The sequence below is a fragment of the Nocardioides sp. InS609-2 genome (genome assembly GCF_023208195.1).
Classification (GTDB): domain Bacteria; phylum Actinomycetota; class Actinomycetes; order Propionibacteriales; family Nocardioidaceae; genus Nocardioides.
The window spans coordinates 2,134,764-2,159,508 of record NZ_CP060034.1; the positions used below are offsets into that span (position 1 = coordinate 2,134,764).

Sequence of the window (24,745 nt, forward strand, 5' to 3'; positions counted from 1 at the left end):
GAGACATGCACATGACCACATCACCTGTCCGCAAGACGGGCGCCCTCGCGGCGCTCGCACTCGCGGCCTCCACCCTGGGCCTCAGCCTGCCCGCCACCTCGGCCCAGGCGGCCGACGACAACATCTCCCTGCAGGGCGCCCAGGACGCCGTGTCGACCTGGGTCGGCAAGCACGACGCCAAGCTCAAGCGAGCCGACGGCGACGCGTTCCGCAAGGCCGGCACCTACCGGGGCGACAACGGCACCGTTGCCGTCGCCTACGAGCGCACCCACGAAGGGCTGCCGGTCATCGGCGGTGACTTCGTGGTCATGACCGACAAGGCCGGCCAGGTCATCAGCAGCTCCGTGGCGCAGACCCAGACCGTCGACGTCGCCTCGACCACCGCGACCGTCGACGCGGCCCGCGCTGCCGACGTGTCCCGCGGCCAGCTCGACACCGTCGAGGGAGCCGAGCCGAGCCGGCTCGTCGTCGTACAGGACGGCGCGACCTCCAAGCTGGCCTGGGAGACCATCGTCCGCGGCACCGACAACGGCGAGGCCTCGCGCCAGTCGGTCTACGTCGACGCCCGCGACGCCAAGGTGCTCAGCACCACCGAACACGTCATCTACGGCCAGGGCAACGCGGCGTACAGCGGCCCGAACCCGCTGACCCTCAACACCAGCCTGTCCGGCAGCACCTACTCGATGACGGACCCGGCCTCCACGACCCGCGTCTGCCAGGACGCCGCCAACAACCAGACCTTCTCCGGCACCGACGACGTCTGGGGCAACGGCGTCGCCACCAGCCGCGAGACCGGCTGCGTCGACGCGTTCAAGGCCACGCAGGACATGAAGGGCATGCTCACCACCTGGCTCGGCCGCAACGGTGAGAACGGCAGCGGCGGCTGGGTGCCGATGCGCGTCGGCCTCAACGACATCAACGCCTACTACGACGGCACCCAGGTGCAGATCGGCCACAGCCAGGCCGGCAACTGGATCGGCTCGCTCGACGTCGTTGCGCACGAGTACGGCCACGGCATCGACGACAAGACCCCCGGCGGCATCTCCGGCGGCGGCACGCAGGAGTTCGTCGGTGACGTCTTCGGCGCCCTGACCGAGGCCTACTCCAACCAGACCGGTTCGTACGACGTGCCCGACTACACCGTCGGCGAGGAGATCGACCTCGTCGGCCAGGGCCCGATCCGCAACATGTACAACCCGTCGGCCGTCGGCGACCCCAACTGCTACTCGAGCTCGATCCCGAGCACCGAGGTGCACGCGGCAGCCGGCCCGGGCAACCACTGGTTCTACCTGCTCGCCGAGGGCACCAACCCCTCCGGCAAGCCTGCCAGCACCACCTGCAACGGCTCCACCGGCCTGACCGGCATCGGCATCCAGACCGCCGGCAAGATCTTCTACAACGCCATGCTGCTCAAGACCTCGGGTGCCAACTACCTGAAGTACCGCACCTGGACGCTGCAGGCCGCGAAGAACCTGACGCCCACCGACTGCACCAACTTCAACAAGGTCAAGGCCGCCTGGGACGCCGTCTCGGTGCCCGCGCAGACCGCTGACCCGACCTGTGGCACCACCCCGCCCCCCACCGGCGGCAACCTGCTGCTCAACCCGGGCTTCGAGTCGGGCGCAACGAGCTGGACCGGCACGACCGGCGCTATCACCAACAACACCGGCAGGCCGGCCCGCACCGGCACGTGGAAGGCCTGGCTGGGCGGCAACGGCTCGACGTCGACCGAGACGGTCTCCCAGAACGTGACCGTCCCCTCGACCGCCACCGCGGCGGCGCTGTCCTACTGGATCCGCACCGACACCGCCGAGTCCGGCTCCACGGCCTACGACACGATGCGCGTCCAGGTGGTCGTCGACGGTGTCACCACGACGCTCAAGACGTTCAGCAACGTGGGCACCAACGCGACGTACACGAACTTCAGCCACAGCCTGCTCGCCTACAAGGGCAAGACGGTCACGGTGAAGTTCCTGATGAACGAGGACTCGTCGCTGCAGACGAGCTTCGTGGTCGACGACACCGCGGTCAACGTGTCGTGACCTGATCCACCTCACCTCGAACGCCGGCGGTTGTTGCTCGGGCAGCAGCCGCCGGCGTTCGTCGTCCTCGCACCTGTGCTCCACGAACCAGGAGAACCCATGAAGCGCCTCCCGCTCCGCACCACCTTCGCCGTCGCAGCGGCCGCGACGGCCCTCGTCGCGGCCGGTGTGCCTACCACCGCCGCCGTCCCGGCCACCCCCGCTGCCCTCGCCGGCCCGGACATCTCCGTGACCAACACCGCCGCCCACCTCGACCAGCTCCAGGCCATCGCTACGGCCAACGGCGGCAACCGCGCCACCGGCCGGCCGGGCTACCTCGCCTCGGTCAACTGGGTGAAGTCGAAGCTCGACGCCGCCGGCTACACGACCACCGTGCAGCAGTTCTCGACCTCGTCGGGCACGTCGTACAACCTGGTCGCGGAGTGGCCCGCCGGCGACGCCAACCACGTCGTGATGACCGGCGGCCACCTCGACAGCGTGTCAGCGGGGCCGGGCATCAACGACAACGGCACCGGCTCGGCCGGCATCCTCGAGACCGCGCTGGCGTGGGCGGCGAGCGGCCAGGTGCCGAGGAACCGCGTGAAGTTCGCGTTCTGGGGCGCCGAGGAACAAGGCCTGCTCGGCTCGAAGAACTACATGGCCAACCTGCCGACCGCGGAGAAGGACAAGATCGAGCTCTACCTGAACTTCGACATGATCGGCTCGCCCAACCCCGGCTACTTCGTGTACGACGACAACGCGGCCGGCAACGGAGCGCGCGACGACCTGACGTCGTACTTCGACTCCGTGGGTGTGCCGTGGGAGTACATCGACGTGCAGGGTCGCTCCGACCACGCGGCGTTCCGCACGTACGGCATCCCGACCGCCGGCACTTACACCGGCGCCGAGGAGTACAAGACCGCGGCACAGGCACAGAAGTGGGGCGGCACGGCCAACGCGCCGTTCGACCCGTGCTACCACGCGTCCTGCGACACCCGGGCCAACGTCAACACCACCGCGCTCGATCGCAACATCGACGCGATCGGCCACATGGTGTGGAGCTACGCGCAGAAGACATACGGCACGACGCTGCCGCCGACCGGCGAGAATCTCGTCAAGAACCCGAGCTTCGAGTCCGGCGCGGTGAGCTGGACGGGCACTTCGGGCGCGATCACCACCAACACCGGCCGGCCCGCGCGCACTGGCACGTGGAAGGCTTGGCTCGGCGGCAACGGCCGCACCACCACCGAGAACATCACCCAGTCGGTGGCGATCCCGGCCTCTGCGACCACCGCGGCCCTGTCGTTCTGGGTGCGCATCGACACCGCCGAGTCGGGGTCCACGGTCTACGACACCACCAAGGTCCAGGTGGTCAGCGGGACGACGACCTCGACGCTCGGGACGTACTCGAACGCCAACGCGACGGGCAACTACGTGCAGAAGACTCTGGACGTGTCGTCGTACAAGGGGAAGACGGTGTCGGTGAAGTTCCTGACCAACGAGGACGCCTCGCTCCAGACCAGCTTCGTGGTCGACGACGTCTCACTGACGACCGGCTGATGTTCGACTGAAGCCCGGCGGCGGGCGCGGGCACGGGCACGGGCTTAGGGTGGCGCGCATGCGTCCCCGACTGGTCGTCGCCCTCGCCCTCACCGGAGCCCTGCTCACCCCGGCAGCGAGCCTGGCAGCGCGCTCCGCCGATGCCCCGCCGCCAGAGCTCACCGCGAAGCAGTGCCGGTCGAAGTGGATCGACCTGCGGGCCTTCCATGGCGAGAACGGCAACCCCGGCGGTCCGGTGCCGGCCCTCAGCCAGCGCTGGAAGGCGCGCTACGTGAAGGCCGGCCGGCTCGGACAGCACGCCGGAGCGACCAGCTGCCAGACCCGGCTCAAGGCCTTCCGTCAGCACTGGAGAAGGCTCGAAGGCCTCCAGTACGACCTGTACGACGTCGACCCGCGCGGCAGCCTGGCCGGCGCCGAGGCCGACCGCCTGCACGCCCTCGAGCGCGACCACACCACCAAGCTGTCACCGGAGCTGGAGGGCGAGTTCGCGACCGCCCGGCGCGAGGCCCCGCTGGCGGTCGCCGACCTGGCGGGCGTCCTTGCCGGGGCGCCCGGCGTCGACGTCGACGACCGCCCCGAGGTGCGCGACTACCTGCACGCGGTCGACACGGTCGCGGCGCTCAGCACCCACGTCGTGGAGTTCGACCGCGCCATCGGCGTGATCTCCGACGCGGAGCTGAGTGAGGAGTAGCGCCGCGGGGAATGTTTCCCCGCCGGTCGTTGTAGGCCCCTGTATGACTGTCCCAAGGATCGAGCTCATCAACGGCACGTCCATCCCCCAGCTGGGTTTCGGGGTCGCCCAGGTGTCGCCGGAGGACACCGCCGACACAGTCCGCAAGGCCCTCGAGGTCGGCTACCGCCACATCGACACCGCGCAGATGTACGAGAACGAGGCGGGTGTGGGTGAGGCGATCCGTGCCGCCGGTATCCCCCGCGACGAGCTCTACATCACCTCCAAGCTCAACACCGGCTTCCACCGGCCCGAGGACGCCCGGGTCGGCTTCGGCGAGACGCTGGAGCGTCTCGGTCTCGACCGGATCGATCTGTTCCTCATCCACTGGCCGATGCCCACGCAGTACGACGGCGACTTCGTCTCCACGTGGAAGACGCTGGGCGAGTTCGTGGAGGACGGTCGGGCCGCCTCGATCGGCGTCTCGAACTTCCAGCCCGACCACCTCGACAAGATCGTGGCCGAGACAGGCGTCGTACCCGTGGTCAACCAGGTCGAGGTGCACCCGTTCTTCGCCAATGAGGGCGTCCGCTCGGCCAACGCCAAGCACGGCGTCGTCACCGAGGCGTGGTCGCCGATCGCGCAGGGCACGGTCAGCGACGACGACACCATCGGCGAGATCGCGACTCTGGTCGGCAGGTCGCCGGCCCAGGTGGCGCTGCGCTGGCACATCCAGCGCGGCGACGTCATCTTCCCGAAGTCGACGAAGGTGGAGCGGATGAAGCAGAACTTCGAGATCTTCGACTTCGAACTGTCGCCCAACGCGATGTCGACCCTCGACGAGCTCGACCGCGGCGAAGCGGGCCGGCTCGGCCCGAACCCGGACGTCTTCGACTACATTCCGAGCTGACTGCTCCTGCCCCACTGCTCCAGCAGGTGGGCAAGCCGGCTGCGCTCCAGGTCGCTGAGATCGGAGATCAGCCGGTGCTCGTTGGCCATGTGCTCGCCGACCAGTCTGTCGACGAGCTCGAACCCGGCCGTGGTGAGCCTGATCCGCCGCGACCGGGCGTCGTCTGCGCACACCTCGCGGGTGAGCAGGCCCGCACCCTCGAGGCGGTCGAGCCGCTTCGTGACGGCCCCTGACGTCAACACGGTGGTGGCGCTCAGCTCACCGGGCGTCAGCTCGTACGGCGCCCCGGAGCGACGCAGCGAGGCCAGGATGTCGAAGTCGCCGTCGGACAGGCCGGCCGCGGCGAACACCTGGCGCAGCTGCTCGTGCAGCGCGTCGGACAGCCGGTGCAGGCGGCCGATGATGCCCATCGGGGAGACGTCGAGGTCGGGGCGCTCGACGTGCCACTGCTGCATGATCCTGGCGACGTGGTCGGGTTCCATGACTGGACTATATCTTCTTCGGAAGATATTATCTCTTCCATGGAAACTAATCGCGCCGGACTCTCCACGATCCTGCTGACTGCGGTCGCTCCCCTGGCCTGGGGCACGACGTACATCGTCACCGAGCAGTTCCTGCCGCCCGACCGGCCGATGTTCGCCGCGCTGGTCCGGGCGCTGCCCATCGGCCTCGTGCTCCTCGCCTGGCGCCGCCAGCTCCCGCAGGGCGACTGGTGGTGGAAGGCCGTGGTGCTCGGGCTGTGCAACATCGGCGCGTTCTTCCCGCTGATCTTCGTCTCCGCCTACTACCTGCCCGGCGGCCTGGCCGCCACGATCCAGGCGCTGTCGCCGCTGGCTGTGATGGCGCTCGCCTGGCTCCTGATCGGCGAGCGAGCCGGGGTGCTTCGCGTGCTGGCCGCCCTGGTCGGACTCACCGGTGTTGCCTTCCTGGTGCTGGGCAGCCCCGACGGCGTGACGCCTCTGGGGCTCGCCGGCGCGTTCGGCTCCGTGCTGGTCTCGGCCCTCGGCTTCGTGCTGGTCAAGCGCTGGCCGGCGCCGGTCGACCTGCTCACGCTGATGTCATGGCAGCTCGTCGTCGGCGGCCTCTTCCTGCTGCCGGTCGCGTTCCTGATCGAGGGCGCGCCGCCGGCCATCGACGGCCGCGCCGCGTTCGGCTACGCCTGGCTCGCGATCGTGGGCACCGGCCTCGCCTACTTCTGCTGGTTCCGCGGCCTCACCCGGATGCCCGCCGGCGGCACCGCGCTGATCGGCCTCGTCAACCCGGTCGTCGGCACCGTGCTCGGGGTCGCGTTCGCCGCCGAGGCCTTCGGCCTCACCCAGGTGTTCGGGATGCTCCTCGTGCTCGGTGGCGTGCTGGCCGGGCAGCCAGCCGTGGTGGCGCTGCTGCGGCGTACCCAGGAGCCGGCAGCTCCGCTCGACCCCCCGAGAGAGCCTGCGTTGGTAGGGGCCGTCACCCGACGGTGACGACGACCTCGTTGGACTCCATGGCGGTGTCGGTGTCGACGACGCGGAACTTGTTCTTGCCGGAACGGCTGGTCATGACGTACGTCGAGAACGTCTGTTCGCCGACCGAGACCGTCACGGGAAAGTCTGTCCACGCGCCGTCCTCGAACCGCTGGACCTGGAGGATCGCGCCGTCACCCTGGGGGTAGACGCCGGTCAGGTCGATCTGACCCATCGCCGCCACCTGCGTCTGGCCGACCGACAAGGTGATGCCAGTTGCCGGCGGGGTAGAGGACGCGGCGCCGCTCGGCGTGATCGACGGCGTCGGCAGGTTGGGGTCGAGGGTCAGCAGCGGATCGGCGGGCTTCTCGGTCTCGACCGGGTCCGGGAGGAACAGCGACTGGCCGGACGACGCCTGCTCGGTCGAGTCGTCGTCTCCCCCGCCGATGCCGAGCACCTTGGTGCCCATCAGTGCCGTCAGCCCGGCAAGCAGGCCCACGACGAGCCCGACGCCGACCAGCGCAACGAGGCCGGTCAGGACGGGTCGTTCGGTGGGCTCAGACGGGCGGTCCGCCACGGTGGTCTCCAGGTTCTCTTCGACGCACGTACGGCGCCATTGTCCCCGATGGCCAAGGGCGGTCGCGCACACCGGTTGTCCACAGGCCAGCGTCGGCCAGTTTCGGGGCCGCGCTGCTCGGGAAACTTCTCGGCATGACAGACATCGTGCGCATCAGTCCCGGGGTCATGAAGAACGTGGCCCGCCAGCTCGACGTCACCGGGTCCTCGGTGACCAAGGCGGCGAGGATCGCCGCCCCCTGTGAGCTCTTCGCCCTGCCGTACGTCGAGGACTCACTGGCCAACATCAAGCAGGTCGCGCGGTCGATCGGCGCGAACGCCGAGGCGATGTCGACCGACATCGACATGTTCCTCGTGGAGGCCGAGGCCATGGACGGCTTCATCTCCGACCGGTTCATCGACAAGGGGTGGCAGCAATGACCTTCGAGGCGATCTACCTGGGGAAGTACCGGTGCGAGCCCGGTCCCGCCAGGACCTACGCCCAGGAGCTGCGCGAGCTCGGCAAGGCCGCCGGCGAGACCGAGGACGCCTACGCCGTGGGACTCAACCTCGACCGACGCGAGTTCGAGGGCGAGGCCGGCGACAGCTTCCGTGCCCAGTGCAAGGCGCGCATGCTGGCTGCGGCAGAGCTCCGCGCCAACATGGGCCACCTCAGCGAGGCAGCCGGCGAGGCAGCACGAGACGCCCACGACATCGCCATCCTCCTCGACGAGATGGTCGCCATCGCCCACACCGGCGGACTGGTCGTCTCCAGCGACGCGATCCACCCACCCGACAACGCGGTTCGCCGAGAGGACACTCCTGCGCTGGTGCAGGGCTGGCGGGCCTGGGACCAGCTCACGTCCCGCCGCGCGGCCGTCGACGCGTCGTACCACCAGAGCATCGACGACTGGGTCCAGGCGATCGCGCACTACGGCTACAGCGAGTGGGCCCGCGACTCCGTGCCTGCGGGGGCGTGGATCCCGGACACCCATCACGACAAGGGTGACGGGCTGCCCGAGAACCCGGTCATGCACGACAGGATCGCGCCGGTGGAGGTCCCGTCGCAAGTTGCCGCTGCGCTTCTTGGCCGCCACGAGGGTGGACGCTTCGACTCAGACTCCCGTGCCCAGTGGATCGAGGGGCACCGCAACAAGCTCGGCGAGTGGGTGCACGCCCACTGGCAGCCGTTCGGTCCCGACGGCCACGGCACCATCATCTTCGCGACCGACAACCCGCATGCCGGCGAGCACTCGAGCGGCGCCACCAGGGCGCGCTGGGTCGACGGTCGCTGGGAGCCGGTCGTGCCCGACCGGCCGCCGAGCGTCGTGCGCCCGCTCGCCGGCTCCTAAGGGGTCGCGCGAGGTCGGATCAAGCTCTTGACGGGGTGCGTGGGTCAGGAAGACTCTGAAGGCCATACAGGTCCCCATGCCGACACCGCATGCGCCGGTTCCACGCGACTCTTCGCGCCGGCGCACCGCGTTTCGAGGGGCAGCGAGACGGGTGGCGCAGATGAGTGATGGATCGCGGGACGAGCGGGTGCTCGTCGACGAGGACGGACTGCTGGCGCGCTACGCGCAGTGGCGCAGTCGCACGACCGGACGTCAGATCGCTGCGTTGGGGCCCGCAGATCTGAGCGCCACGTCGTACGTCGCGGACGAGGTCATCGTCGACGGCGACGGCGACGACCGCGACCTGGTGGAGGAGCTGGTCGGTCGCTACGGCGCCGAGGTCGTTGCCGACCGCGAGCTCCCCGATCCGCCGGAGCAGCTGCACGTGGAGCAGCGCGGCGTAGCCGACGAGGCTCCCCAGGTCGTCCGCCTGCGGTTCAGCGCACCGCCGCGGGTCGACGGCCGCGACGATCTGTTGCAGCGGGCCGTCCGCGACGGGCGCGAGGTGGACGGTCAGGTCGTTGCCACCTCGGAGATCGGTGCCGCCGTGGCCGCAGTCGTCACGCAGTTCGCCCTCGACGAGCGGCCGATCGGCCTCAACCTGCTCGGCGAGCCGCTGTCGATGCCGCTCGAGACCGCCACCGAGGGCAACGTGCCGGGGGTCGGGGCGAACCCCTTCGCCTGGACGGCGTTCGCCGGACGGTCCCGGATGGTCGAAGCCTGGCAGCTGATGGACTCCATCCGGCAGCTGCGCACGGACCCCTTCGTCGTGCTGGCCGTGCTCGACCGCGGTTTCTGGCTCGATGCCGCCGGCGCGCCCAACGTGGCGCCCGGCCAGCCCGCATCCGATCTCGGTGCGGGGGTCATGCAGATCAACCTCAACGACGAAGGCACTCCGGCTGGTGGGATGGCCCCGAGCGGGATGGCGTGGCACGGCAACGCCGTGGCCAGCTCCAGCGCGGGACTCGTCAACAACGCGGCCGGAGCGGCCGGCAGCGGCGGCACGGTGGCCACCCCGATGCTGTTCCTCACCGACATCTCGATCGACCAGATCCTGCGCTGCGTGCGCATGTGCGCGGCCTGGGGCATCGACGTACTCAACATGAGCATCGGCACGTGGGGCCAGACCGAGCTGTGGTTTCCGACGAGCAGCTGGAACAACACCTTCCAGTTCGCCGCCGACAACGACGTCGTGATGGTCGCGGCCGCCGGCAACGACAACCTGGACCTGCCCGATGACCGAAACGTCCGGCCCGCCACCCGCACCCCTGGCGTGCTCACGATCGGGGCGCTCGACGCGGCCGACAACAAGGCGAGCTTCTCCAACCACGGATCTTCGATCAACCTCTGGGCACCGGGTACCGCCATTCCGGTGGCACCCGACGGAAACAACCCTGCGGGCTCCCGGCCGAGCGGCACGTCTTTCGCCTCACCCATCGTCGCGGGAGTCGCAGCGATGATGCGCAGTGCCAACCCGGCGCTCAACGCCCACGAGATCCGGCGACTGCTGGTGGAGACGGGGTGGAACGGCTCCGGGCCGGTCGGCAAGGGCCTCGACGCGTACGCCGCGCTCTTCGCCGCCGTGAAGCAGACCCTCCCCGACGACAGCGAACCGAACAACACCCCGGCGACGGCACGGGGGCTCATCCCGACCGGCCCGGGCGGTGCGCTCCAGCCCGGCCTCGGTCCGTTCACGGCGAGGTCGACCGCCAACGACCCGGACTACTGGCACTTCACCGTCGACCGGTTCTCGACGGTCACCGTCGCAGTGGACTGGTACGAGCGGCTCGGCACGCTCTTCGTCGCCGTCGAGTCGGACAACCCCGACGCCCGCGGCCCCGACGAGATGACCAGGGGCGGGTCGACCGGTGCCGGCAAGACGACGCTGTCCGGGCTCCTGCCACCCGGCGGCTACCGAGTGCGCGTGGGCGGCACCGGCGTCACGGGCTACCGGCTCCAGGTCATGCGGGCGAGTGCCACGCTGGCGCGGGACCAGTTCGAGGTGAACGACTCCTTAGAGTCCGCCGCCCGGATGCTGTTCCAGGCGTCGAACTGGTCGCCATTCCTGCTGCGCACCTGGGGCCCGGGCACCTATGACGCGACGCTCCACCAGCAGCGGTTCATGTCGCCCTGGATCGGCGGCGGCATCACGTTGGGCACCAACGACGACTGGTTCAGGCTCGAGGTGCCTGCGGCGCTTATCTTCAGCCAGCCGACGGTCTCGGTGTTCGACGCCGATCAGCCCGTCGACGTCGAGCTCTACGACGCGTCACGCACAGTGATCCGCTCGTGGAGGGGCGTGCGCAACATGACCGAACATCCGCCACCCGGGACCACGTGCTATCTGCGGGTGTCGGGCGAGAAGGTCACCCGCTATCGCATCTCGACCCGGATGACCGCCGACCACACCAAGATCCCCGGTCCCTTCGAGGAGGAGCTCGAACTCATCCCGAAGTGGTGGGGCGACCCGCCGCCGGTCGAGCTCTTCGACCCGATCACCCACTACCTCCACGAGGTCGGCAGCGACCGCGGCGAGGGGCCGTTGCTGGCCTTCGCTGGAGTGGCCGACAACCTGCGCATCGAACTGCTCGACCGCGAGGGCTCGGTCATCCGGGAGGCCCGCGAGAAGGGCGAGGCGCTACTGCTCGACACCGAAGGCCTGGAGCCAGGCGCCTACGTCGTCCGGGTCTCGCGCTTCACTGACGGCGCCCAGCTCAGGATGCTGCCGCCCATCGGCTTCACCCGCTGACCGGTCTCAACCGAGCCGGATGCGGGCGCCTCGGCGTGGCACGCTGGTGATGTTGCGGACCTTCGGTTCGTCGTCGCCGACCGCGGCGACGTCGTACGCCGTGAGCACCTCGCGCAGCACCGCGACGCCCTCCATCAGCGAGAAGCCGGCGCCGATGCAGCGGCGTACTCCACCGCCGAACGGGATCCACGTGTTGGTGGGCGGGTTCTGGCCCAAGAAACGCTCCGGCCTGAACACCTCGGGGTCGGCGTGGTTGTCGTCACGCGAGTGCGCGATCAGGATCGACGGGCCGATCGTGGTGCCGGCGGGCAGCTCCCAGCCGCCGATCGTGACCGGCTTCATCAGGGTGCGCACGACCATCGGGATGACGGGGTGGAGCCGCATCGACTCCTTGAGTACGGCGTCCAGCCAGACTTCGTCGCCACTGCGCGCGGCCTCGCGCGACCGGGTCCGCAGCTCCGGGTCGCGGCCGATCTCGTAGAGCGCCCAGGCCAGTGCCGTAGCCGTCGTCTCGTGGCCGGCGAGCAGCAGGGTGACCAGCTGGTCGCGCAGCTCGGTGTCGGTGAGCGCGTCGCCGCTGTCCTCGATGCAGATCAGGCGCGAGAGCACGTCGGTGCGCTCGGTCAGGTCGGGCGCCTGGCGGCGCTCGCGGATCTCGGCGTAGATCAGCCGGTCGAGCTCGATGGCGTTGTCGACCGTCCGTTTCCAAGGCCCGAAGCGCTGGAGCTTCGGCCACCCCCAGCCGAGCAGCACGACGGGGGAGATGTCGACGCTGCGGTTGACGCGCGGCCGCAAAGCGGTCAGCCGGGCCTCGTCGCTGACCCCGAAGACCACCCGCAGGATGACCTCGAGGGTGAGGGAGTTCATCCGGTCGAGCGCGCGCAGCTCCTGGCCGCGGTGCCACGACCCGACCTCCGCGCGTGCCACCTCGGTGACGAGGGCGGCGTACCCGTGCAGGGCGTGGCCGTTGAAGGCCGGCATCAGCAGCTTACGAGCGCGCCTGTGCTCGCCGGAGTCCTGGAGGAGCAGCGAGTGCTCGCCCATCATCGGGCCGAGGATCGCGTTGCCCTTGCCGGCGTGGAAGACCTCGGGGTCGCCCGCGAAGATCTCCTTCGCGTGCTCGGGCCGGGTGAACAGCACCAGCGGCCGGCCCTGCGGGATCAGCCGGACGGTGAAGACGTCGCCGTAGCGCCGGTGCAGCCACGGCACGAAACGGTGCCGGAAGCGCAGCAGGCCGAGGCTCTGCAGGAACACCGGCCACGCCGGGCCCGGCGGCAGGGCGCTGCGGTCGATCGGTGGCAGGATGCGCCCGCCGAACGGACTCATCGAGCGGTAGCGCTGGGCCGCGAGCTCAGCGACCTCGTCGGTCTCGATCCGAGTAGTCATGTTTTGCATACTATGGGTACGGCGCGCACCCATGCACTCACTCCGTTAGCGAGATGAGCGCGACCCGATGACGCAGCACCCGAGACGCTTGCCCCGCCTGGCAGGTCAGGAGGGCCTGGTCGGGTCCGTGGGTCGTTTCGACGCGCACGCTGAACTCCCCATCGGGCGTGGAGAAACGCGTGGTCACGACGTAGTCGCCGCCGGGCAGGTCGGTGTGGTCGTGCGCGAGATGGCGGACAAGGCCCGCCCGCGTCTCCCCCAGCTCGCGGCGGAGCGCGATCTCCGCCGTCTGCACCGACATCGGCAGGTTGCTGCGACCGCGCATCAGGTCGAGGTCGAGGTGGCCCGTGAGGTGGGCGCGGACCAAAGCGGCCGCTGACTCGGGCTCGACGCGGCCGTAGGAGACGCCGTCCGGCAGCACCAGGACGTTGCCGGCGAACCGGTCACCGCCGACGTGCGAGCACTCCCAGGAGTCGATGCCCGCGGCCGCGAGCGCGAGGGCCACGGGCCGGCCGAGCTCGGCGCAGCACGCGTCGTGCCGGCCGTGGGTGCAGACCAGGACTAGCGGGTCGTCGTACGGCGTGAGTCCCATCGAACGGCCGGCGGCCAGGCTTGCGATGTCGAGCGTGGTGACGTCGCGCACCGAGTCGAGACGGGCCGACTCGACCCAACCGCCGGCAGCGTTGACGCGGACGCCGAAGACCCGCACTCCGTCGGTCTGCCGACGGCCGGTGCGCCGGATGAGCAGGGGTCGCACTCCGCGCACCGCGCCGAGTGCTTTCCGGACGTCCGCCGGGAGCCGGCTGTCGCGCAGGATCGCGGTGCCCCACGGGCCGGGATCCTCCACGAGGAGGAAAGCCCGCACCGTCGACGCGGTGCCCGCGAGCTCGTCGCCGCGCTCGAGACTCGCCGCCGAGCAGCGGCTCACCCGTGCACCGTGAAGGCGCCCTCGAGCACGAGCCGCCGGCAGAGCACCAGCGCGCTCTCGGGGTCGAGCAGGTCGTGCAGGTCGGCCGGGCGGAGCTCGTGTCGTTCGGCGACCCGCTCGAGGGTCGGGCGCAACCGGGCGGGTACGTCGAGGTGCCGGTCGCCCAGCAGCACCCGCACCCTGTCCTCCGGTGCATCGACCAGGGTGAACGGCCGGCCCCGGCGTCTCTGCAACAGGGTCTCGCTCCTGACACCCGGCAGGGCGAACCGGTCGCGCAACCCCCCGGCCAGCGACATCGGACGTGAGGACAGGAACCCCTCGGCCTGCTCGCGGGCCAGCGCGTCGGCGTCGAGTCCGCGGACGGCGGCGGCCAGGGCGGTCAGCCGGTCGGCGAGTCCGGCGCCCAGCGTGCCCGGCTGGTCGACGTACGCCGCGGGCAGGTGTCCGTCGTCGACGGCGTCGAGCAGCGGTGTGACCGCACGGCGTACGAGATGACGCCAGGTGAGCTGATTGATGCCGAGAGTGACGTGGAGGGACACGGTGTCCTGGGCGCGGGCGGCGTGCGGAGTGCCGGTGGGGAGGTACATGACGAGGCCGGGCTCGAGCAGGATGTCCTGCACGCCGTCGTCGGTGTGCACCTCCCAGCGCTTGCTGCCATGGGTCTGGAAGACGAAGACGTCGTGGGAGTCGGAGTGGACCGCGAACCCCTGCGAGCCGGGCGGCGTGAGGTAGGCGTTGGCCTGGCAGGGGTGCCCGAGCTCGGCCTCGAGCTCGCCGACCAGCCGGGTGAGCGGTGGCCAGTAACGCTGGAGCCCCTGCAGCACCACGCTGGCGCCGTCGTCGACGAGGTCGAAGAGCCTGCGGGGGTCCACGAGCCCGGTGAGCGGCTTGCCGGCTAACGTGCCGCCCTTCGTGTACGACGACTCCGGCAGCACCGACCCGTTGTGGGCCAGCCGGACGGCGGGCGTGCGGATCGCCGTACTCGTCAGCAGCGCGTCGACGTCGTCGAGCGAGAGTATGCCGACCAGCCGCTCGGGGTCGGTCTGGTGCAGGTGGACGCGGGACGCCCAGACCTTGTGCGCGAAGGCCTGGGCATCACCGCTGAGCAGGTCGAGAGCGCTCAGGACAGTGACCTCAGCTGTCCGTGCCGTCGGTGCCGTCAGCGTCCGTGGAGTCACCGTCGGTCGAGTCACCGTCGGTGCCGTCAGCGTCGCCGCCATCGGTGCCGTCAGCGTCGCCGCCATCAGTGCCATCAGTGCCGTCGGCGTCTGCCGGACTCGGCACTGAACCCGCCTCCGGGGTTGCGGAGGTGGCCATCTCGTCGTCGCTCAGGCCACCGGTGGGGTTCTGGGGAGTCGTCATCGCTGTCTCCTAGGTATTCGCGGCGGCCGATCCACCGCTGTCACCAGTACTACCCCGCCCGTCAAGGGCGGGATACACCGGTGACGATGAAGAGGCCCGTGGCTACCTGACGACGGCGACCGCACCGGTCTCGGCCCGTGCCTGGTCGCGGTAGGCCCGCGGGCTCGATCCGAAGGTGCGCTTGAATGCCGTGCTGAACGTGAAGGGGCTGCCGTAGCCGGTCGCCCGCGCGACCGCCGTCACCGTCGCGCCGTCGGCGAGCAGGAGATCGGCGGCCAGGGCCATCCGCCAGCCGGTCAGGAACGTCATCGGCGGCTCGCCGACGACCTCGTGGAAGCGTCGGGCCAGTGAGGCCCGCGAGACGCCGACGGCGGCCGCCAGCTCGGCGACCGTCCACGGGTGGCCGGGGGCGTCGTGCATCATCCGGACCACCCGGCCGACCGTCGGGTCGGCGTCGGCCCGGAACCACGCCGGCACGGCCACCTTCTCGGCAGCGAACGCGGCCCGCAGGGCGCTGACGAGCAGCAGATCCAGCAGCCGGTCGAGGACGACCTGCTGGCCCGGCTCCTCCTTGACGATCTCGGAGGCCAGCAGGCCGACCAGCGGGCTGTCCCAGTCGGCGGCTCGTAGGACAACGAGCGGCGGCAGCGAGTCGAGCAGCCGCCTGCTCACCTCGCCCTCGGACTGGTAGGTCCCGACGAGCATCACGTCGGAGCCGGTCGCCGCGTTGCCCCAGGTGCGAACGCCCAGCTCCATCGACTGCACCAGGCTGCGGCCGTCGAGCGTGCGGCACTGCCCACCCGGGTCGATGACGATGCTGGGCTCTGTTGCGGGCTGGTCGGCGACGACGTACGGCTCGGACGCCCGGATGATCAGCACGTCGCCGGCGCGCAGCTCGAGCGGCTCCTGGGGCCCACCCCAGGACGGGGCGGGCAGGAGCCACTGCGAACCGTGGGTGATGGCGACGACGGAGAGCGGCGCCTCGTCGTCGATCCGCATCGACCACGGGGGCTCGAGCACGATCCGCATGACGAAGGCGCTGCGGGCGCGAGGCCCTTCGAGGAAGCCGGCGAGCGGGTCCATCGTCGTACTGTAGACGATAAGAGAGGTATCTGACCATCACAGCTATGGAAGGTCTCACGCGACTCCGGCTTGATAGCCCCATGAGCGAACATACCGACAACCCACCCATCACCCTCGTCATCGGCGGGCACGGCAAGACAGGCAGTCGGGTCGCCGAACGGCTCGCCGCAGCCGGCCGGGCCACGCGAGTCGCCTCGCGGTCGACCACCCCACGCTTCGAGTGGCACGACGAGTCGACCTGGACCGCCGCGCTCGACGGGACCGGCAGCGCCTACGTGACGTTCCAGCCTGACCTCGCCGTGCCCGGCTCGATCGAGATCATCACCGCGTTCGGAGTCGCGGCCCGCGACCAGGGCCTCGAGCATCTCGTCCTGCTCTCCGGGCGCGGTGAGGAGCAGGCGCAGGCCCGCGAGGCCGCACTCGCCGACAGCGGGGTGGCGACCACGATCGTGCGTTGCGCGTTCTTCGCGCAGAACTTCAGCGAGCACTTCCTCGTGGACGCCGTGCAGGACGGGGTGGTCGCCCTGCCGGCGGGAGACGTCACCGAGCCGATCGTCGACGTCGACGACGTCGCCGAGGTCGCCGCCGCGGCCCTGCTCGGTCAGGTGCCGTCGGGACGGGTGTACGAACTCACCGGTCCGCGGCTGATGACCTTCCAGGACATGGCCGATGACCTCAGCAAGGCGATCGGTCGCACGATCACCTACCTGCCCGTGAGCACGGAGGAGTACGTCGTCGCGGCCAAGGAGGCCGGTGTGCCGGGTGACGAGGCGGAGATGCTCGGCGCACTGTTCGCCGACATCTTCGACGGCCACAACTCATCGCTGGCCTCCGGCGTCGAGGAAGCGCTGGGCCGGCCCGCCCGAGACTTCGCCGACTTCGCGGTGCAGGCTGCCCCGACCGGCGTCTGGACCGTGTCGTGAGCACGGTCAGGAAGGCGTTGATGACACTGGCCGCGACGACGGTGGGGCTCACGTCCGGGGTGATGTTCGACTGGCAGATGGCGGTCATGCCCGGCCTCGGATAGCTCCCCGACCGGGAGTTCGTCAGCGCGTTCCAGGCACTCGACCGCGCGATCATGAACCCGCTCTTCATCTGGGGCACCTTCCTCGGCGGCGCGGCGTTCGTCGTTGCGGCGGCCGCCGCTCACCGGCAGGAGCGGGGGCGCTTCCGGCTCCTGGCCGCGGCGTCGGCGGTGTACGTGCTCGGCGTGGTGGGCGTGGTGGGCGTGACCATGGCGGGGAACGTGCCCCTGAACGAGCGGCTGGCCGATGTCGATGTCGCGTCGGCGAGCGACGCGGAGGTGGCGTCCGCCCGGAGCGACTTCGAGGGGCCGTGGAACGGGCTGCACGCCGTCCGGACCGGCGCGTCGGTGGCGTCGTTGGTGCTCGTGGGCCTCGCCCTGCTGACCCGTGAGGAGAAGTCCCGGGGAGGCAGGGCGAGCGTCGGCGCTGTCCGCGGTGCGGTCCGCTGAGCGTGAGGTCTGTGCCGTTGTTGGAACGTTCGTCCACCCGGCGTTGCGCGAACGTTCCAACAACGGCCGGGGGGCCTCGCTCAGCCGAGCAGCCCGCGGCGCCTTGCGATGGCGGCGGCCTCGGTGCGCGAGGCGGCGCCGAACTTGCCGAGGATGTTGGAGACGTGCACCGACACCGTCTTGGCGCTGATGAACAGCTGCTTGCCGATCTCGCCGTTGCTGCGGCCCTGGGCGACCAGTTCGAGGATCTCCTTCTCGCGCGGGGTCAGCGCGTCGACGGCGGCGGGCTCGCGGCGTACGGCCTGCGAGCCGAGGGCGACCAGCTCGGCAACGAGGGGCGCGGCACCCAGCTCGCGGGCGTTGGCCCGGGCGGCGTCGGCCAGCTCACGAGAGGCGGCCGGGTCGCTGCCCCGCAGGATCGCGGCCAGCCGGGCGCGCACCCGCGCCAGCTCGTGGGCGTGGGCGTAGACGGCGAACTTCGCCTCGGTCTCACGCCAGGCCTCGACCAGCTGGTCCTCGTCGGGCGGGTCGATCTGGGCCGCCCAGCGCCAGCGCAGGTGCTCGGCGTCGAGGCGGACGATCCAGGCCAGCGCCTCGGGGCCGAAGTCGATGCCCAGCTCGCGGTGGTAGTCGTAGACGCGGTGCCCGTCGGCCAGCATTTCGGCGGCCACCGGGGCAAGGTCGTCACGCTCGGACGCGCTCAGGCGAGCCGCAGCCGTGCCGAGCACGCCGAGAGCCTGGCTCGCGAGCCGGAGCCGCGCCTGGAACCGGTCGTGCCAGGTCTTCGAGAGCACACCGACGATGTCGTCGTAGGTCGTCATCGCGAGGCCGACGTCGGCAGCTTGCTCCGCGAGCTCGAGAAGGGCGGTGGCGGCGGTGATCGCGACGATGCCCTCCTTCGGCCAGTAGCCCCGCACCGAGCGCGCGCGCTCGCTCGCGCCGGGCTCGCCGCGGCCCGCCATCAGTTGGGCGGTCACGGCAGTGAGCATCGCTTCCGAGACCGGCGGCGGTGACTCGCCGGACATGTCGGCGAGGTCAGCGGCGGCGTCCCAGTGGCCAGCGACGAAGAGCACCACCACCTCCATGAAGCGGCTCTCGAACGAGTACGGCGACCAGGGCGTGCCGACCTCGACACCGCGGCCTCGGGCGGCGGCGTACGCGGCGACGGACTCGTCGAACTCGGCGCGGTCCTGGTGGAAGCGGCCGAGCAGGTATCGCGCCCTGAGCTCGGCGTTGACGGCGCCCGCGGCGCGGGCCTGCTCGATCACCTCGCGCAGCGAGACACCGATCTCGTCGACGAGCGCGCGGCGGTCGAGCCCGGCCAGGGTGGTGTGGATGTCGGCACTCAGACGAGGCATGTCGAGTTGGCGGGTCAGGGCCAGCGCCTCGGTGGCGGCGTCGCGGGCCTCGTCGTGGCGCAGGTGGGCGCTGAGGATGCGGGCGTAGCCGGCCAGCGAGCGGGCCCGCTGCTTGGGACTCGCGTCGGCGACCAGGTCGACCGCCTGGCGCGCCATCTCGAGCTCGTCGAGCGGATGGTCGGTGATCGCGAGACCCAGCGCGAGGCTGGTCATCAGCCGACCGCGGTCGGCGTTGGGAGCGTCGGCAGGCAGCTGCTCCAGCTGCTCGCGCAGCACGGCGTTGCCGCGCGGCACGTGACCGGCGGCGGTGAGTGCGTCGGCGGTGCGCACGACGAGGTCGGGAAGATCGATCTCGGCAAGGTCGCCGACGGCCGGGTCGCAGATCAGGGTCAGCGCTGCCTCGTAGTGCTGCGCGGCCTCCTCGGGGCCACCCACCCGCATCGCGTCGTTGCCGGCCTCGATGCTGGCGAACAGCGCGGTGCGCGGATCCTGCCCGAGACGCGCGTGCCGTGCCAGCTCGGCCGAGGTGCCGATGGCCTCGCCCGTGCGCAGCACCGCGGCGTACGACGCGTGCAAGCGCACCCGCTCGCCGGGCAGCAGGTCGTCGTAGACAGCCTCACCCAGCAGCGCGTGCCGGAACGCGTAGGCCTCACGGACCGGGACCAGCACGTTCATCTCTACCGCGTCGCGCAGGGCGCCGTCGAGGGCCCGCGGGTCGACGCCGGAGGCCGCGGCCAGCAGGTGGTGGGAAACCTGGCGCCCGGCGACCGCGGCGGTGCGCACCACCTGGCGAGCGGAGTCGTCGAGGCGGTCGAGACGGACGAGGAGTACGTCGGCCAGGTCGGCCGGCACCCCGCCGGTCGCCCAGGTGGCACCGACCAGCTCCTCCACGAAGAAGGCGTTGCCCTCGGCCCTGGACACGATGTCGACCACGTCGGACTCGGCCATCGGGTCGGGGTGCAGCAGGCGCACGAGACGGCGTACGTCCGGGGCAGCGAGCGGGTCGAGCTGGATGCGCTCGACACCGCGCAGGCGGGCCCATTCGGCGACCTGGCGGCGGAGCGGGTGGCGGCGGTGGAGGTCGTCGGAGCGGTAGGACACGACGAGGTGGACCCGCGCCCCGAAGGGCCGGGTGAACAGGAAGCTGAGCAGGTCGCGGGTCGACTGGTCGGCCCAGTGGGTGTCCTCGACGACGACGAGCAGGGGCGCGTCGGCGGCAGCGCGTGTCAACAGCGCGTGCACCGCCTCGAACAGGTCGGCCCGATGGAGCCCTCCGTCCTCGCGTCCGTCGTCGAGCGTGCGGATGCGGCGGCCGGGCTGGAGACGAGCGAGAGCGGGGTGGTCCTCGAGGGTGTCTGCGGTGACGCCGGGCTGGTCGACCACGAGGCGCCCGAGGATCTCGGAGAAGGCGAGGTAGGGCAGCGCGCTGTCGCCCAGGTCGAGGCTGTGGCCGGCGACGACCTGCCAGCCGGCTGCGTGCGCGCGGTCGCGGAGCTCGGTGAGCAGTCGGGTCTTGCCGACTCCGGCGTCACCGGCGAGAAGGACGATCTGCTGGTCCTGCTGGTCTTGCGTGTCGCCCTTGGGGCGCGCGGACGTGACGATGCCGAGCCGGGAGCTCAGCTCCTCCAGCTCGGCATCGCGTCCGACGAGATCGGCGCTGCGAGTGGGCACGGTGTCCATCATGTCGTGACCCACCGACAGCGTCGCCTGGTTTGCCATGAGTGGCGCCCCGCGTCAGCGAGTGGTACGGGTGGACTCACCCGGGACCGGGCGGGTGGAAGGGATGCGGTCCCTGCTCTCGCCCCGGCGCTTGCGCCCGCCCCAGGAGCTGCGCACCCGGTTGGCGCGGTACTCGATCTCGGCGTTGAGGTAGTTCTCGGTGGTGTACATCTTGTTCCCTTCTCAGTGCTGCTTTCTGCAGTGAGTAGAGATTCCGTCGCTGAGGTAGCCCCGCACATCGGGGTCGTGCCCTATCTACGCCGGCCCGGCTACCTCAGATGTGGGTGGCTGGCTACCTCAGAGAGCGTCGCGCGCCCTTGTAACGCGGAGTTAGGGCAACTGGGAGCCCGGTCTGCGGGGGTCCCAGTTGCCCTAACTCCGCGTTACATGAGCGGACGCCCGGCCTGCCAGACGCCCGAAACGAGGGGTACGCCGGGGCGATAGGCCAGATGCACGTGACTGGGGGCGTCCAACACGGTCAGGTCGGCACGCATGCCCGGCGCGACCATGCCCACGTCGTCCCGGTCGAGGGCCGCGGCACCGCCTGCGGTGGCGGCGTACACGGCCTCGGCGGGGCTCATCCGCATCTCGCGCACGGCGAGCGCCACGCAGAACGGCATCGAGCTGGTGAAGCACGAGCCGGGGTTGCAGTCCGACGCGATGGCGACGCGCACGCCGGCGTCGATGAGCCGGCGGGCGTCGGGGTACGGCTGGCGGGTCGAGAACTCCACGCCGGGCAGCAGGGTGGCGATGGTGCCGGAGTCGCGGAGCGTGTCGACATCCTCGTCGGCCAGGTAGGTGCAGTGGTCGACCGCGACCAGGCCGAGCTCGGCGGCGAGCCGCACGCCCGGGCCGTACGTGAGCTGATTGGCATGGAGGCGACCGCGGAGGCCGGCCGCGGCCCCTGCAGCGAGGATCGTGCGGGCCTGGTCGGCGTCGAACGCACCCTCTTCGCAGAACACGTCGATCCAGCGCGCATGTGGCGCGGCGGCGGCGAGCATCGGGCCGGTGACGAGGTCGACGTACGCCGCGGGATCGGTGCCTGCAGGCACGACGTGCGCGCCGAGGAACGTCGTCTCCTCGGTGAACTGCCGCGCGACCGCGAGGCTCCGCGCCTCGTCGTGGACGCTGAGGCCGTAGCCGCTCTTGATCTCGAGCGTGGTGGTGCCCTGGCGGGCCATCTCCTGCACGAGGTGGGCGACGTGGGAGGTGAGCTGCTCGTCAGTGGCCGCTCGAGTGGCCGCGACCGTGGTGCGGATGCCGCCAGCGGAGTAGGCCTCGCCGGTCATCCGGGCCGCGAACTCCGGCGCCCGGTCGCCTGCGAACACCAGGTGGGAGTGGGAGTCGACGAAGCCGGGGAGAACGGCGCGGCCACCCACGTCGTACTGCTGGTCGGCCGCGGGCGCCTCGTCGGACGGGCCGACCCAGGCGATGCGGCTGCCTTCGATGACGACCGCGGCGTCGGCGACGAGGCCGAGCAGGCCGTCGCGCGCGGGGTCCAAGGTGGCGAGCTCGCCGATGTGGGTCAGCACGGTGGTGGTCATGCCCACACCCTCTCGATAGCGGTGGCCAGGGCGCGGCCGATCTCGTCGCGATCACCCTGTCGTACGACGACGCGGCCGTCGACCACCACGTGCGTCACGTCGGCGGCGGTGGCTGCGAAGGCGGCGGTGTTCTCGTCGGCGCCGGTGCCGGCCGTCGACGGAGTGTCGGTGGCGATGGTGACCAGGTCGGCACGATGTCCGACCGCGATCGTGCCGGCGTCGTCGAACCCGAGGCTGTCGTGCCGGGTGGCAGCGTCGAGCAGCTCGGCGGCGGTCCAGTGGCCGCGCCGCTGGGTGGCGAGTCGCTCATCGAGCTCGGTCGCGCGCATCTCCTCGAAGAGGTCGATGACTGCGTGGCTGTCGGAGCCGAGGCTCAGCGGGCTGCCGGCGTCGTGCAGGCGGCGGCTCGGGCCGATGCCGTCGCCGAGGTCGCGCTCGGTGGTGGGGCAGAAGCAGGAGACGGTGTGCGTGCTGCCGAGGAGCGCGATGTCGTCGTCGGTGAGGTGGGTGGCGTGGACGGCGCTGGTCAGCGGGCCGAGTGCGCCTGCGTCGTGGAGCAGCTTCGTCGGGGTCACGCCGTACGCGTTGAGACAGGCCTCGTTCTCGGCGACCTGCTCGCTGAGGTGGACGTGCAGGGGCTTGCCTCTTGCCCCTCGAGCGACGTCGGCGAGCTGGTCCTTCGGCACGGCACGCACGGAGTGGATCGCTGCACCGATCGTGACGCCGTCCTCGTCCTTCAGCCCGGCCACGCGCTCCCCCCAGGCGGCGGCGCTGCCGTCGTCGTACCTCACCTGGGCGCCGGTGGGCGGCTCCCCGAATCCGCTGCTCAGATAGCACGTGTCGAGCAGCGCGATCCGGATCCCGGCATCGCGTGCGGCGGCGATGAGGGCGTGGCCCATGGCGTTCGGGTCGTCGTACGGCGTGCCGTCGGGCTGGTGGTGGAGGTAGTGGAACTCCCCCACGCTGGCGATCCCGGCGGCGAGCATCTCACGGTACGTCGCCCGCGCCAGGGCGTAGTAGGAGTCGGGGTCCAGGCGCCCGGCGACGGCGTACATCTGGTCACGCCAGGTCCAGAACGTGCCGCGCTCGCGCTGCGTGCGGCCCCTGAGGGCGCGGTGGAACGCGTGGCTGTGGCAGTTGGCGAGGCCGGGGAGGGTGAGGCCGGGGAGTCGTTCGGAATCCCCGGTCGACCGGGGATTCCTGAACTTGTCGGCCCGTGCACCCCCCGACAAGTTCAGGGACTGCCAGTCCGGTGTGACGGAAGTGAACCGCCCGTCCTCGATCTCCACATGTACGTCGTCGCGCACGGCGCCGTCGACCCAGGCCCGTTCGAGCAGGTAGGAAGTCATCGGGCCAGCCGGGCGAGCGTGTCGGCCAGTGCCTCGACGCCGACCAGGCAGTCGGCGGTGTCGGCGGACTCGTCGGGCGAGTGCGAGATGCCGGTCGGGTTGCGTACGAACAGCATCGCGGTGGGCACTCCGGCGGCTGACAGGATGCCGGCGTCGTGGCCGGCCTGGGTCGGGATGACGGGCCAGTCGCCGTCCTCGTGGTCTGCCGCGATGCGGGCAGCAAGCGACGAGTCGAAGCCGACCGCACCCGAGACCGACTCGGCCGTGACACGCAGGTGGGTGCCGTCGCGGCCGGCTCGGTCGACGCCCTGTCGCTCGATCTCGCTGACGAGAGCAGCGAGCGACGTCTCGGTGTCACACCGCGCATCGAGCCACGCGGTCACCTGCGAGGGCACGGCGTTGGTGCCGTTGGGGGTGACCTCGACCCGGCCGAACGTCGCCCGGTGGCCGGCGAGCCGGGCCTGCTTGTTGGCGGCCAGCGCGGTCATCGCGTAGGTCAGCATCGGGTCGCGGCGGTCCTCCATCCGGGTGGTGCCGGCGTGGTTGGCCTCGCCCAGGAAGTCGAAGCGGTAACGCCCGTGTGGCCAGATCTCGCTCGCCACACCGACGGCCGCACCACGGTCGACAAGGTCGCGGCCCTGCTCGACGTGCAGCTCCACGAAGCAGCTCACCGAGGACAGGTCTACGAACCCGCTGGTCGGATCGAGCCCAGCGTCGGACAGCGCGTCGGACAGCCAGATGCCGTCGCGGTCACGCAGCTCGCGAGCTTTGGCCCATGACATGGTTCCGGTCGCCAGCCGCGATCCGAGGCACGCCAGCCCGAACCGCGAGCCCTCCTCCTCCACGAACACGCCGATCCCGATCGGCGTCGAGAGGGAGTCGCCGCGCGAGCGCATCAGGTCGAGCGCCGCGAGCGCGGACACGACGCCCAGCGGGCCGTCGTACGCCCCGCCGTCGAGCACGGAGTCCAGGTGAGAGCCGGTCAGCAGTCCGCCGCGACGCCCACGGCCGGTGGGGTCCCACCAGGCAACCATGTTGCCGATGCCGTCGGCCTCGAGGTCGAGGCCACGCGCCGTCGCCTCCTCGCGGAACCACACCCGCAGCTCGGTCTCGGCGCTGGTCCACGGCTGCCGGAAGTAGCCACCGCTGCGCTCGTCGCGGCCGACCGGACGTAGGTCGCGCCACATGCGTTCGAAGCTCACTCCAGCAGTCCACCCTCTCGATGCCCAGCGGGCAACCACGCG

The 24,745-nt window shown here is 70.9% G+C and carries 22 protein-coding genes; 10 read left to right on the forward strand and 12 right to left on the reverse strand.

The window, feature by feature from the left end; translation table 11 throughout:
* Positions 1-11 precede the first annotated feature (11 nt).
* From H4Q84_RS11170 to H4Q84_RS11185, 4 genes are all read left to right on the forward strand, one after another.
* The gene (locus tag H4Q84_RS11170) at positions 12-2,042 is read left to right on the forward strand and encodes a M4 family metallopeptidase (RefSeq protein WP_248583461.1); all 2,031 of its coding nucleotides are present in this window, start codon (positions 12-14) and stop codon (positions 2,040-2,042) included.
* A gap of 99 nt (positions 2,043-2,141) precedes the next feature.
* Positions 2,142-3,581, forward strand: coding sequence for a M28 family metallopeptidase (locus H4Q84_RS11175; RefSeq protein ID WP_248583462.1), 1,440 nt, complete (start codon positions 2,142-2,144; stop codon positions 3,579-3,581).
* 58 nt (positions 3,582-3,639) lie between these two features.
* On the forward strand, positions 3,640-4,272 hold the full coding sequence (locus H4Q84_RS11180) for a hypothetical protein (RefSeq protein ID WP_248583463.1): 633 nt from the start codon (positions 3,640-3,642) through the stop codon (positions 4,270-4,272).
* A 43-nt stretch (positions 4,273-4,315) separates the two neighbouring features.
* Positions 4,316-5,161, forward strand: coding sequence for an aldo/keto reductase (locus H4Q84_RS11185; RefSeq protein WP_248583464.1), 846 nt, complete (start codon positions 4,316-4,318; stop codon positions 5,159-5,161).
* Here H4Q84_RS11185 and H4Q84_RS11190 read toward each other — a convergent pair.
* Positions 5,146-5,643, reverse strand: coding sequence for a MarR family transcriptional regulator (locus tag H4Q84_RS11190; protein ID WP_248583465.1), 498 nt, complete (start codon positions 5,641-5,643; stop codon positions 5,146-5,148). The two genes, H4Q84_RS11185 and H4Q84_RS11190, sit on opposite strands and share 16 nt — an antisense overlap.
* Positions 5,644-5,682: 39 nt before the next feature.
* Between H4Q84_RS11190 and H4Q84_RS11195 the strand changes: the two genes are divergently transcribed.
* Positions 5,683-6,624, forward strand: a complete 942-nt coding sequence (locus tag H4Q84_RS11195) for an EamA family transporter (protein ID WP_248583466.1) — start codon at positions 5,683-5,685, stop codon at positions 6,622-6,624.
* On the opposite strand, the gene H4Q84_RS11200 is transcribed toward H4Q84_RS11195, so the two are convergent.
* Positions 6,611-7,180 (reverse strand): hypothetical protein, encoded by a 570-nt coding sequence (locus H4Q84_RS11200; RefSeq protein WP_248583467.1) that lies wholly within the window; start codon positions 7,178-7,180, stop codon positions 6,611-6,613. The two genes, H4Q84_RS11195 and H4Q84_RS11200, sit on opposite strands and share 14 nt — an antisense overlap.
* A gap of 134 nt (positions 7,181-7,314) precedes the next feature.
* Here H4Q84_RS11200 and H4Q84_RS11205 point away from each other — a divergent pair, with 134 nt between their 5' ends.
* The 3 genes from H4Q84_RS11205 (at position 7,315) to H4Q84_RS11215 (ending at position 11,298) form a co-directional block, all read left to right on the forward strand.
* Positions 7,315-7,599 (forward strand): hypothetical protein, encoded by a 285-nt coding sequence (locus H4Q84_RS11205; protein WP_248583468.1) that lies wholly within the window; start codon positions 7,315-7,317, stop codon positions 7,597-7,599.
* On the forward strand, positions 7,596-8,510 hold the full coding sequence (locus H4Q84_RS11210) for a hypothetical protein (RefSeq protein WP_248583469.1): 915 nt from the start codon (positions 7,596-7,598) through the stop codon (positions 8,508-8,510). The genes H4Q84_RS11205 and H4Q84_RS11210 overlap by 4 nt, the downstream gene beginning before the upstream one ends.
* A gap of 160 nt (positions 8,511-8,670) precedes the next feature.
* Positions 8,671-11,298, forward strand: coding sequence for a S8/S53 family peptidase (locus H4Q84_RS11215; protein WP_248583470.1), 2,628 nt, complete (start codon positions 8,671-8,673; stop codon positions 11,296-11,298).
* A gap of 6 nt (positions 11,299-11,304) precedes the next feature.
* On the opposite strand, the gene H4Q84_RS11220 is transcribed toward H4Q84_RS11215, so the two are convergent.
* The 5 genes from H4Q84_RS11220 to H4Q84_RS11240 all read right to left on the reverse strand — a co-directional run bounded on the left by H4Q84_RS11220 (position 11,305) and on the right by H4Q84_RS11240 (position 16,057).
* The gene (locus H4Q84_RS11220; protein ID WP_248583471.1) at positions 11,305-12,684 is read right to left on the reverse strand and encodes a cytochrome P450; all 1,380 of its coding nucleotides are present in this window, start codon (positions 12,682-12,684) and stop codon (positions 11,305-11,307) included.
* Positions 12,685-12,721: 37 nt separating this feature from the next.
* Positions 12,722-13,612, reverse strand: coding sequence for a sucrase ferredoxin (locus H4Q84_RS11225; RefSeq protein WP_248583472.1), 891 nt, complete (start codon positions 13,610-13,612; stop codon positions 12,722-12,724).
* Positions 13,609-14,790 carry a cupin domain-containing protein gene (locus tag H4Q84_RS11230; protein WP_248583473.1) on the reverse strand — a complete coding sequence of 394 codons (1,182 nt, stop codon included), beginning with the start codon at positions 14,788-14,790 and terminating at the stop codon, positions 13,609-13,611. The genes H4Q84_RS11225 and H4Q84_RS11230 overlap by 4 nt, the downstream gene beginning before the upstream one ends.
* The gene (locus H4Q84_RS11235; protein ID WP_248583474.1) at positions 14,747-14,974 is read right to left on the reverse strand and encodes a hypothetical protein; all 228 of its coding nucleotides are present in this window, start codon (positions 14,972-14,974) and stop codon (positions 14,747-14,749) included. Before H4Q84_RS11235 ends, H4Q84_RS11230 begins: the two co-directional genes overlap by 44 nt.
* Before the next feature lie 102 nt (positions 14,975-15,076).
* Entirely contained in the window at positions 15,077-16,057 is a 981-nt protein-coding gene (locus H4Q84_RS11240) for an AraC family transcriptional regulator (RefSeq protein ID WP_248583475.1), read from the reverse strand.
* 80 nt (positions 16,058-16,137) lie between these two features.
* Between H4Q84_RS11240 and H4Q84_RS11245 the strand changes: the two genes are divergently transcribed.
* Complete coding sequence (locus H4Q84_RS11245) at positions 16,138-16,980, forward strand: NmrA family NAD(P)-binding protein (protein WP_248583476.1); 843 nt, start codon at positions 16,138-16,140, stop codon at positions 16,978-16,980.
* Positions 16,981-17,135: 155 nt separating this feature from the next.
* Positions 17,136-17,531 (forward strand): DUF1772 domain-containing protein, encoded by a 396-nt coding sequence (locus tag H4Q84_RS11250; protein WP_248583477.1) that lies wholly within the window; start codon positions 17,136-17,138, stop codon positions 17,529-17,531.
* An 80-nt stretch (positions 17,532-17,611) separates the two neighbouring features.
* Here the strand turns inward: H4Q84_RS11250 and H4Q84_RS11255 are convergent, their stop codons facing one another.
* The 5 genes from H4Q84_RS11255 to H4Q84_RS11275 form a co-directional block, all read right to left on the reverse strand.
* A complete protein-coding gene (locus H4Q84_RS11255) occupies positions 17,612-20,608 on the reverse strand; it encodes a helix-turn-helix transcriptional regulator (RefSeq protein ID WP_248583478.1) in 2,997 nt (998 codons plus the stop codon).
* Positions 20,609-20,623: 15 nt separating this feature from the next.
* Positions 20,624-20,779, reverse strand: coding sequence for a hypothetical protein (locus H4Q84_RS11260; RefSeq protein WP_248583479.1), 156 nt, complete (start codon positions 20,777-20,779; stop codon positions 20,624-20,626).
* A gap of 212 nt (positions 20,780-20,991) precedes the next feature.
* Positions 20,992-22,152: an imidazolonepropionase gene (gene hutI / locus H4Q84_RS11265; protein ID WP_248583480.1), complete on the reverse strand. Its 1,161-nt coding sequence runs from the start codon at positions 22,150-22,152 to the stop codon at positions 20,992-20,994.
* Positions 22,149-23,501: a formimidoylglutamate deiminase gene (locus tag H4Q84_RS11270; RefSeq protein ID WP_248583481.1), complete on the reverse strand. Its 1,353-nt coding sequence runs from the start codon at positions 23,499-23,501 to the stop codon at positions 22,149-22,151. The genes hutI and H4Q84_RS11270 overlap by 4 nt, the downstream gene beginning before the upstream one ends.
* Complete coding sequence (locus H4Q84_RS11275) at positions 23,498-24,703, reverse strand: allantoate amidohydrolase (RefSeq protein WP_248583482.1); 1,206 nt, start codon at positions 24,701-24,703, stop codon at positions 23,498-23,500. The genes H4Q84_RS11270 and H4Q84_RS11275 overlap by 4 nt, the downstream gene beginning before the upstream one ends.
* Positions 24,704-24,745 lie beyond the last annotated feature (42 nt).

Excerpts from the sequence above, each read along its gene's own strand:
- H4Q84_RS11170 (WP_248583461.1), top strand. The coding sequence starts at position 12 with ATGACCACATCACCTGTCCGCAAGACGGGCGCCCTCGCGGCGCTCGCA.
- H4Q84_RS11175 (WP_248583462.1), top strand. The coding sequence starts at position 2,142 with ATGAAGCGCCTCCCGCTCCGCACCACCTTCGCCGTCGCAGCGGCCGCG.
- H4Q84_RS11180 (WP_248583463.1), top strand. The coding sequence starts at position 3,640 with ATGCGTCCCCGACTGGTCGTCGCCCTCGCCCTCACCGGAGCCCTGCTC.
- H4Q84_RS11185 (WP_248583464.1), top strand. The coding sequence starts at position 4,316 with ATGACTGTCCCAAGGATCGAGCTCATCAACGGCACGTCCATCCCCCAG.
- H4Q84_RS11190 (WP_248583465.1), bottom strand. The coding sequence starts at position 5,643 with ATGGAACCCGACCACGTCGCCAGGATCATGCAGCAGTGGCACGTCGAG.
- H4Q84_RS11195 (WP_248583466.1), top strand. The coding sequence starts at position 5,683 with ATGGAAACTAATCGCGCCGGACTCTCCACGATCCTGCTGACTGCGGTC.
- H4Q84_RS11205 (WP_248583468.1), top strand. The coding sequence starts at position 7,315 with ATGACAGACATCGTGCGCATCAGTCCCGGGGTCATGAAGAACGTGGCC.
- H4Q84_RS11210 (WP_248583469.1), top strand. The coding sequence starts at position 7,596 with ATGACCTTCGAGGCGATCTACCTGGGGAAGTACCGGTGCGAGCCCGGT.
- H4Q84_RS11215 (WP_248583470.1), top strand. The coding sequence starts at position 8,671 with ATGAGTGATGGATCGCGGGACGAGCGGGTGCTCGTCGACGAGGACGGA.
- H4Q84_RS11220 (WP_248583471.1), bottom strand. The coding sequence starts at position 12,684 with ATGACTACTCGGATCGAGACCGACGAGGTCGCTGAGCTCGCGGCCCAG.
- H4Q84_RS11235 (WP_248583474.1), bottom strand. The coding sequence starts at position 14,974 with ATGACGACTCCCCAGAACCCCACCGGTGGCCTGAGCGACGACGAGATG.
- H4Q84_RS11240 (WP_248583475.1), bottom strand. The coding sequence starts at position 16,057 with ATGGACCCGCTCGCCGGCTTCCTCGAAGGGCCTCGCGCCCGCAGCGCC.
- H4Q84_RS11245 (WP_248583476.1), top strand. The coding sequence starts at position 16,138 with ATGAGCGAACATACCGACAACCCACCCATCACCCTCGTCATCGGCGGG.
- H4Q84_RS11250 (WP_248583477.1), top strand. The coding sequence starts at position 17,136 with ATGAACCCGCTCTTCATCTGGGGCACCTTCCTCGGCGGCGCGGCGTTC.
- H4Q84_RS11255 (WP_248583478.1), bottom strand. The coding sequence starts at position 20,608 with ATGGCAAACCAGGCGACGCTGTCGGTGGGTCACGACATGATGGACACC.
- H4Q84_RS11260 (WP_248583479.1), bottom strand. The coding sequence starts at position 20,779 with ATGTACACCACCGAGAACTACCTCAACGCCGAGATCGAGTACCGCGCC.
- hutI (WP_248583480.1), bottom strand. The coding sequence starts at position 22,152 with ATGACCACCACCGTGCTGACCCACATCGGCGAGCTCGCCACCTTGGAC.
- H4Q84_RS11270 (WP_248583481.1), bottom strand. The coding sequence starts at position 23,501 with ATGACTTCCTACCTGCTCGAACGGGCCTGGGTCGACGGCGCCGTGCGC.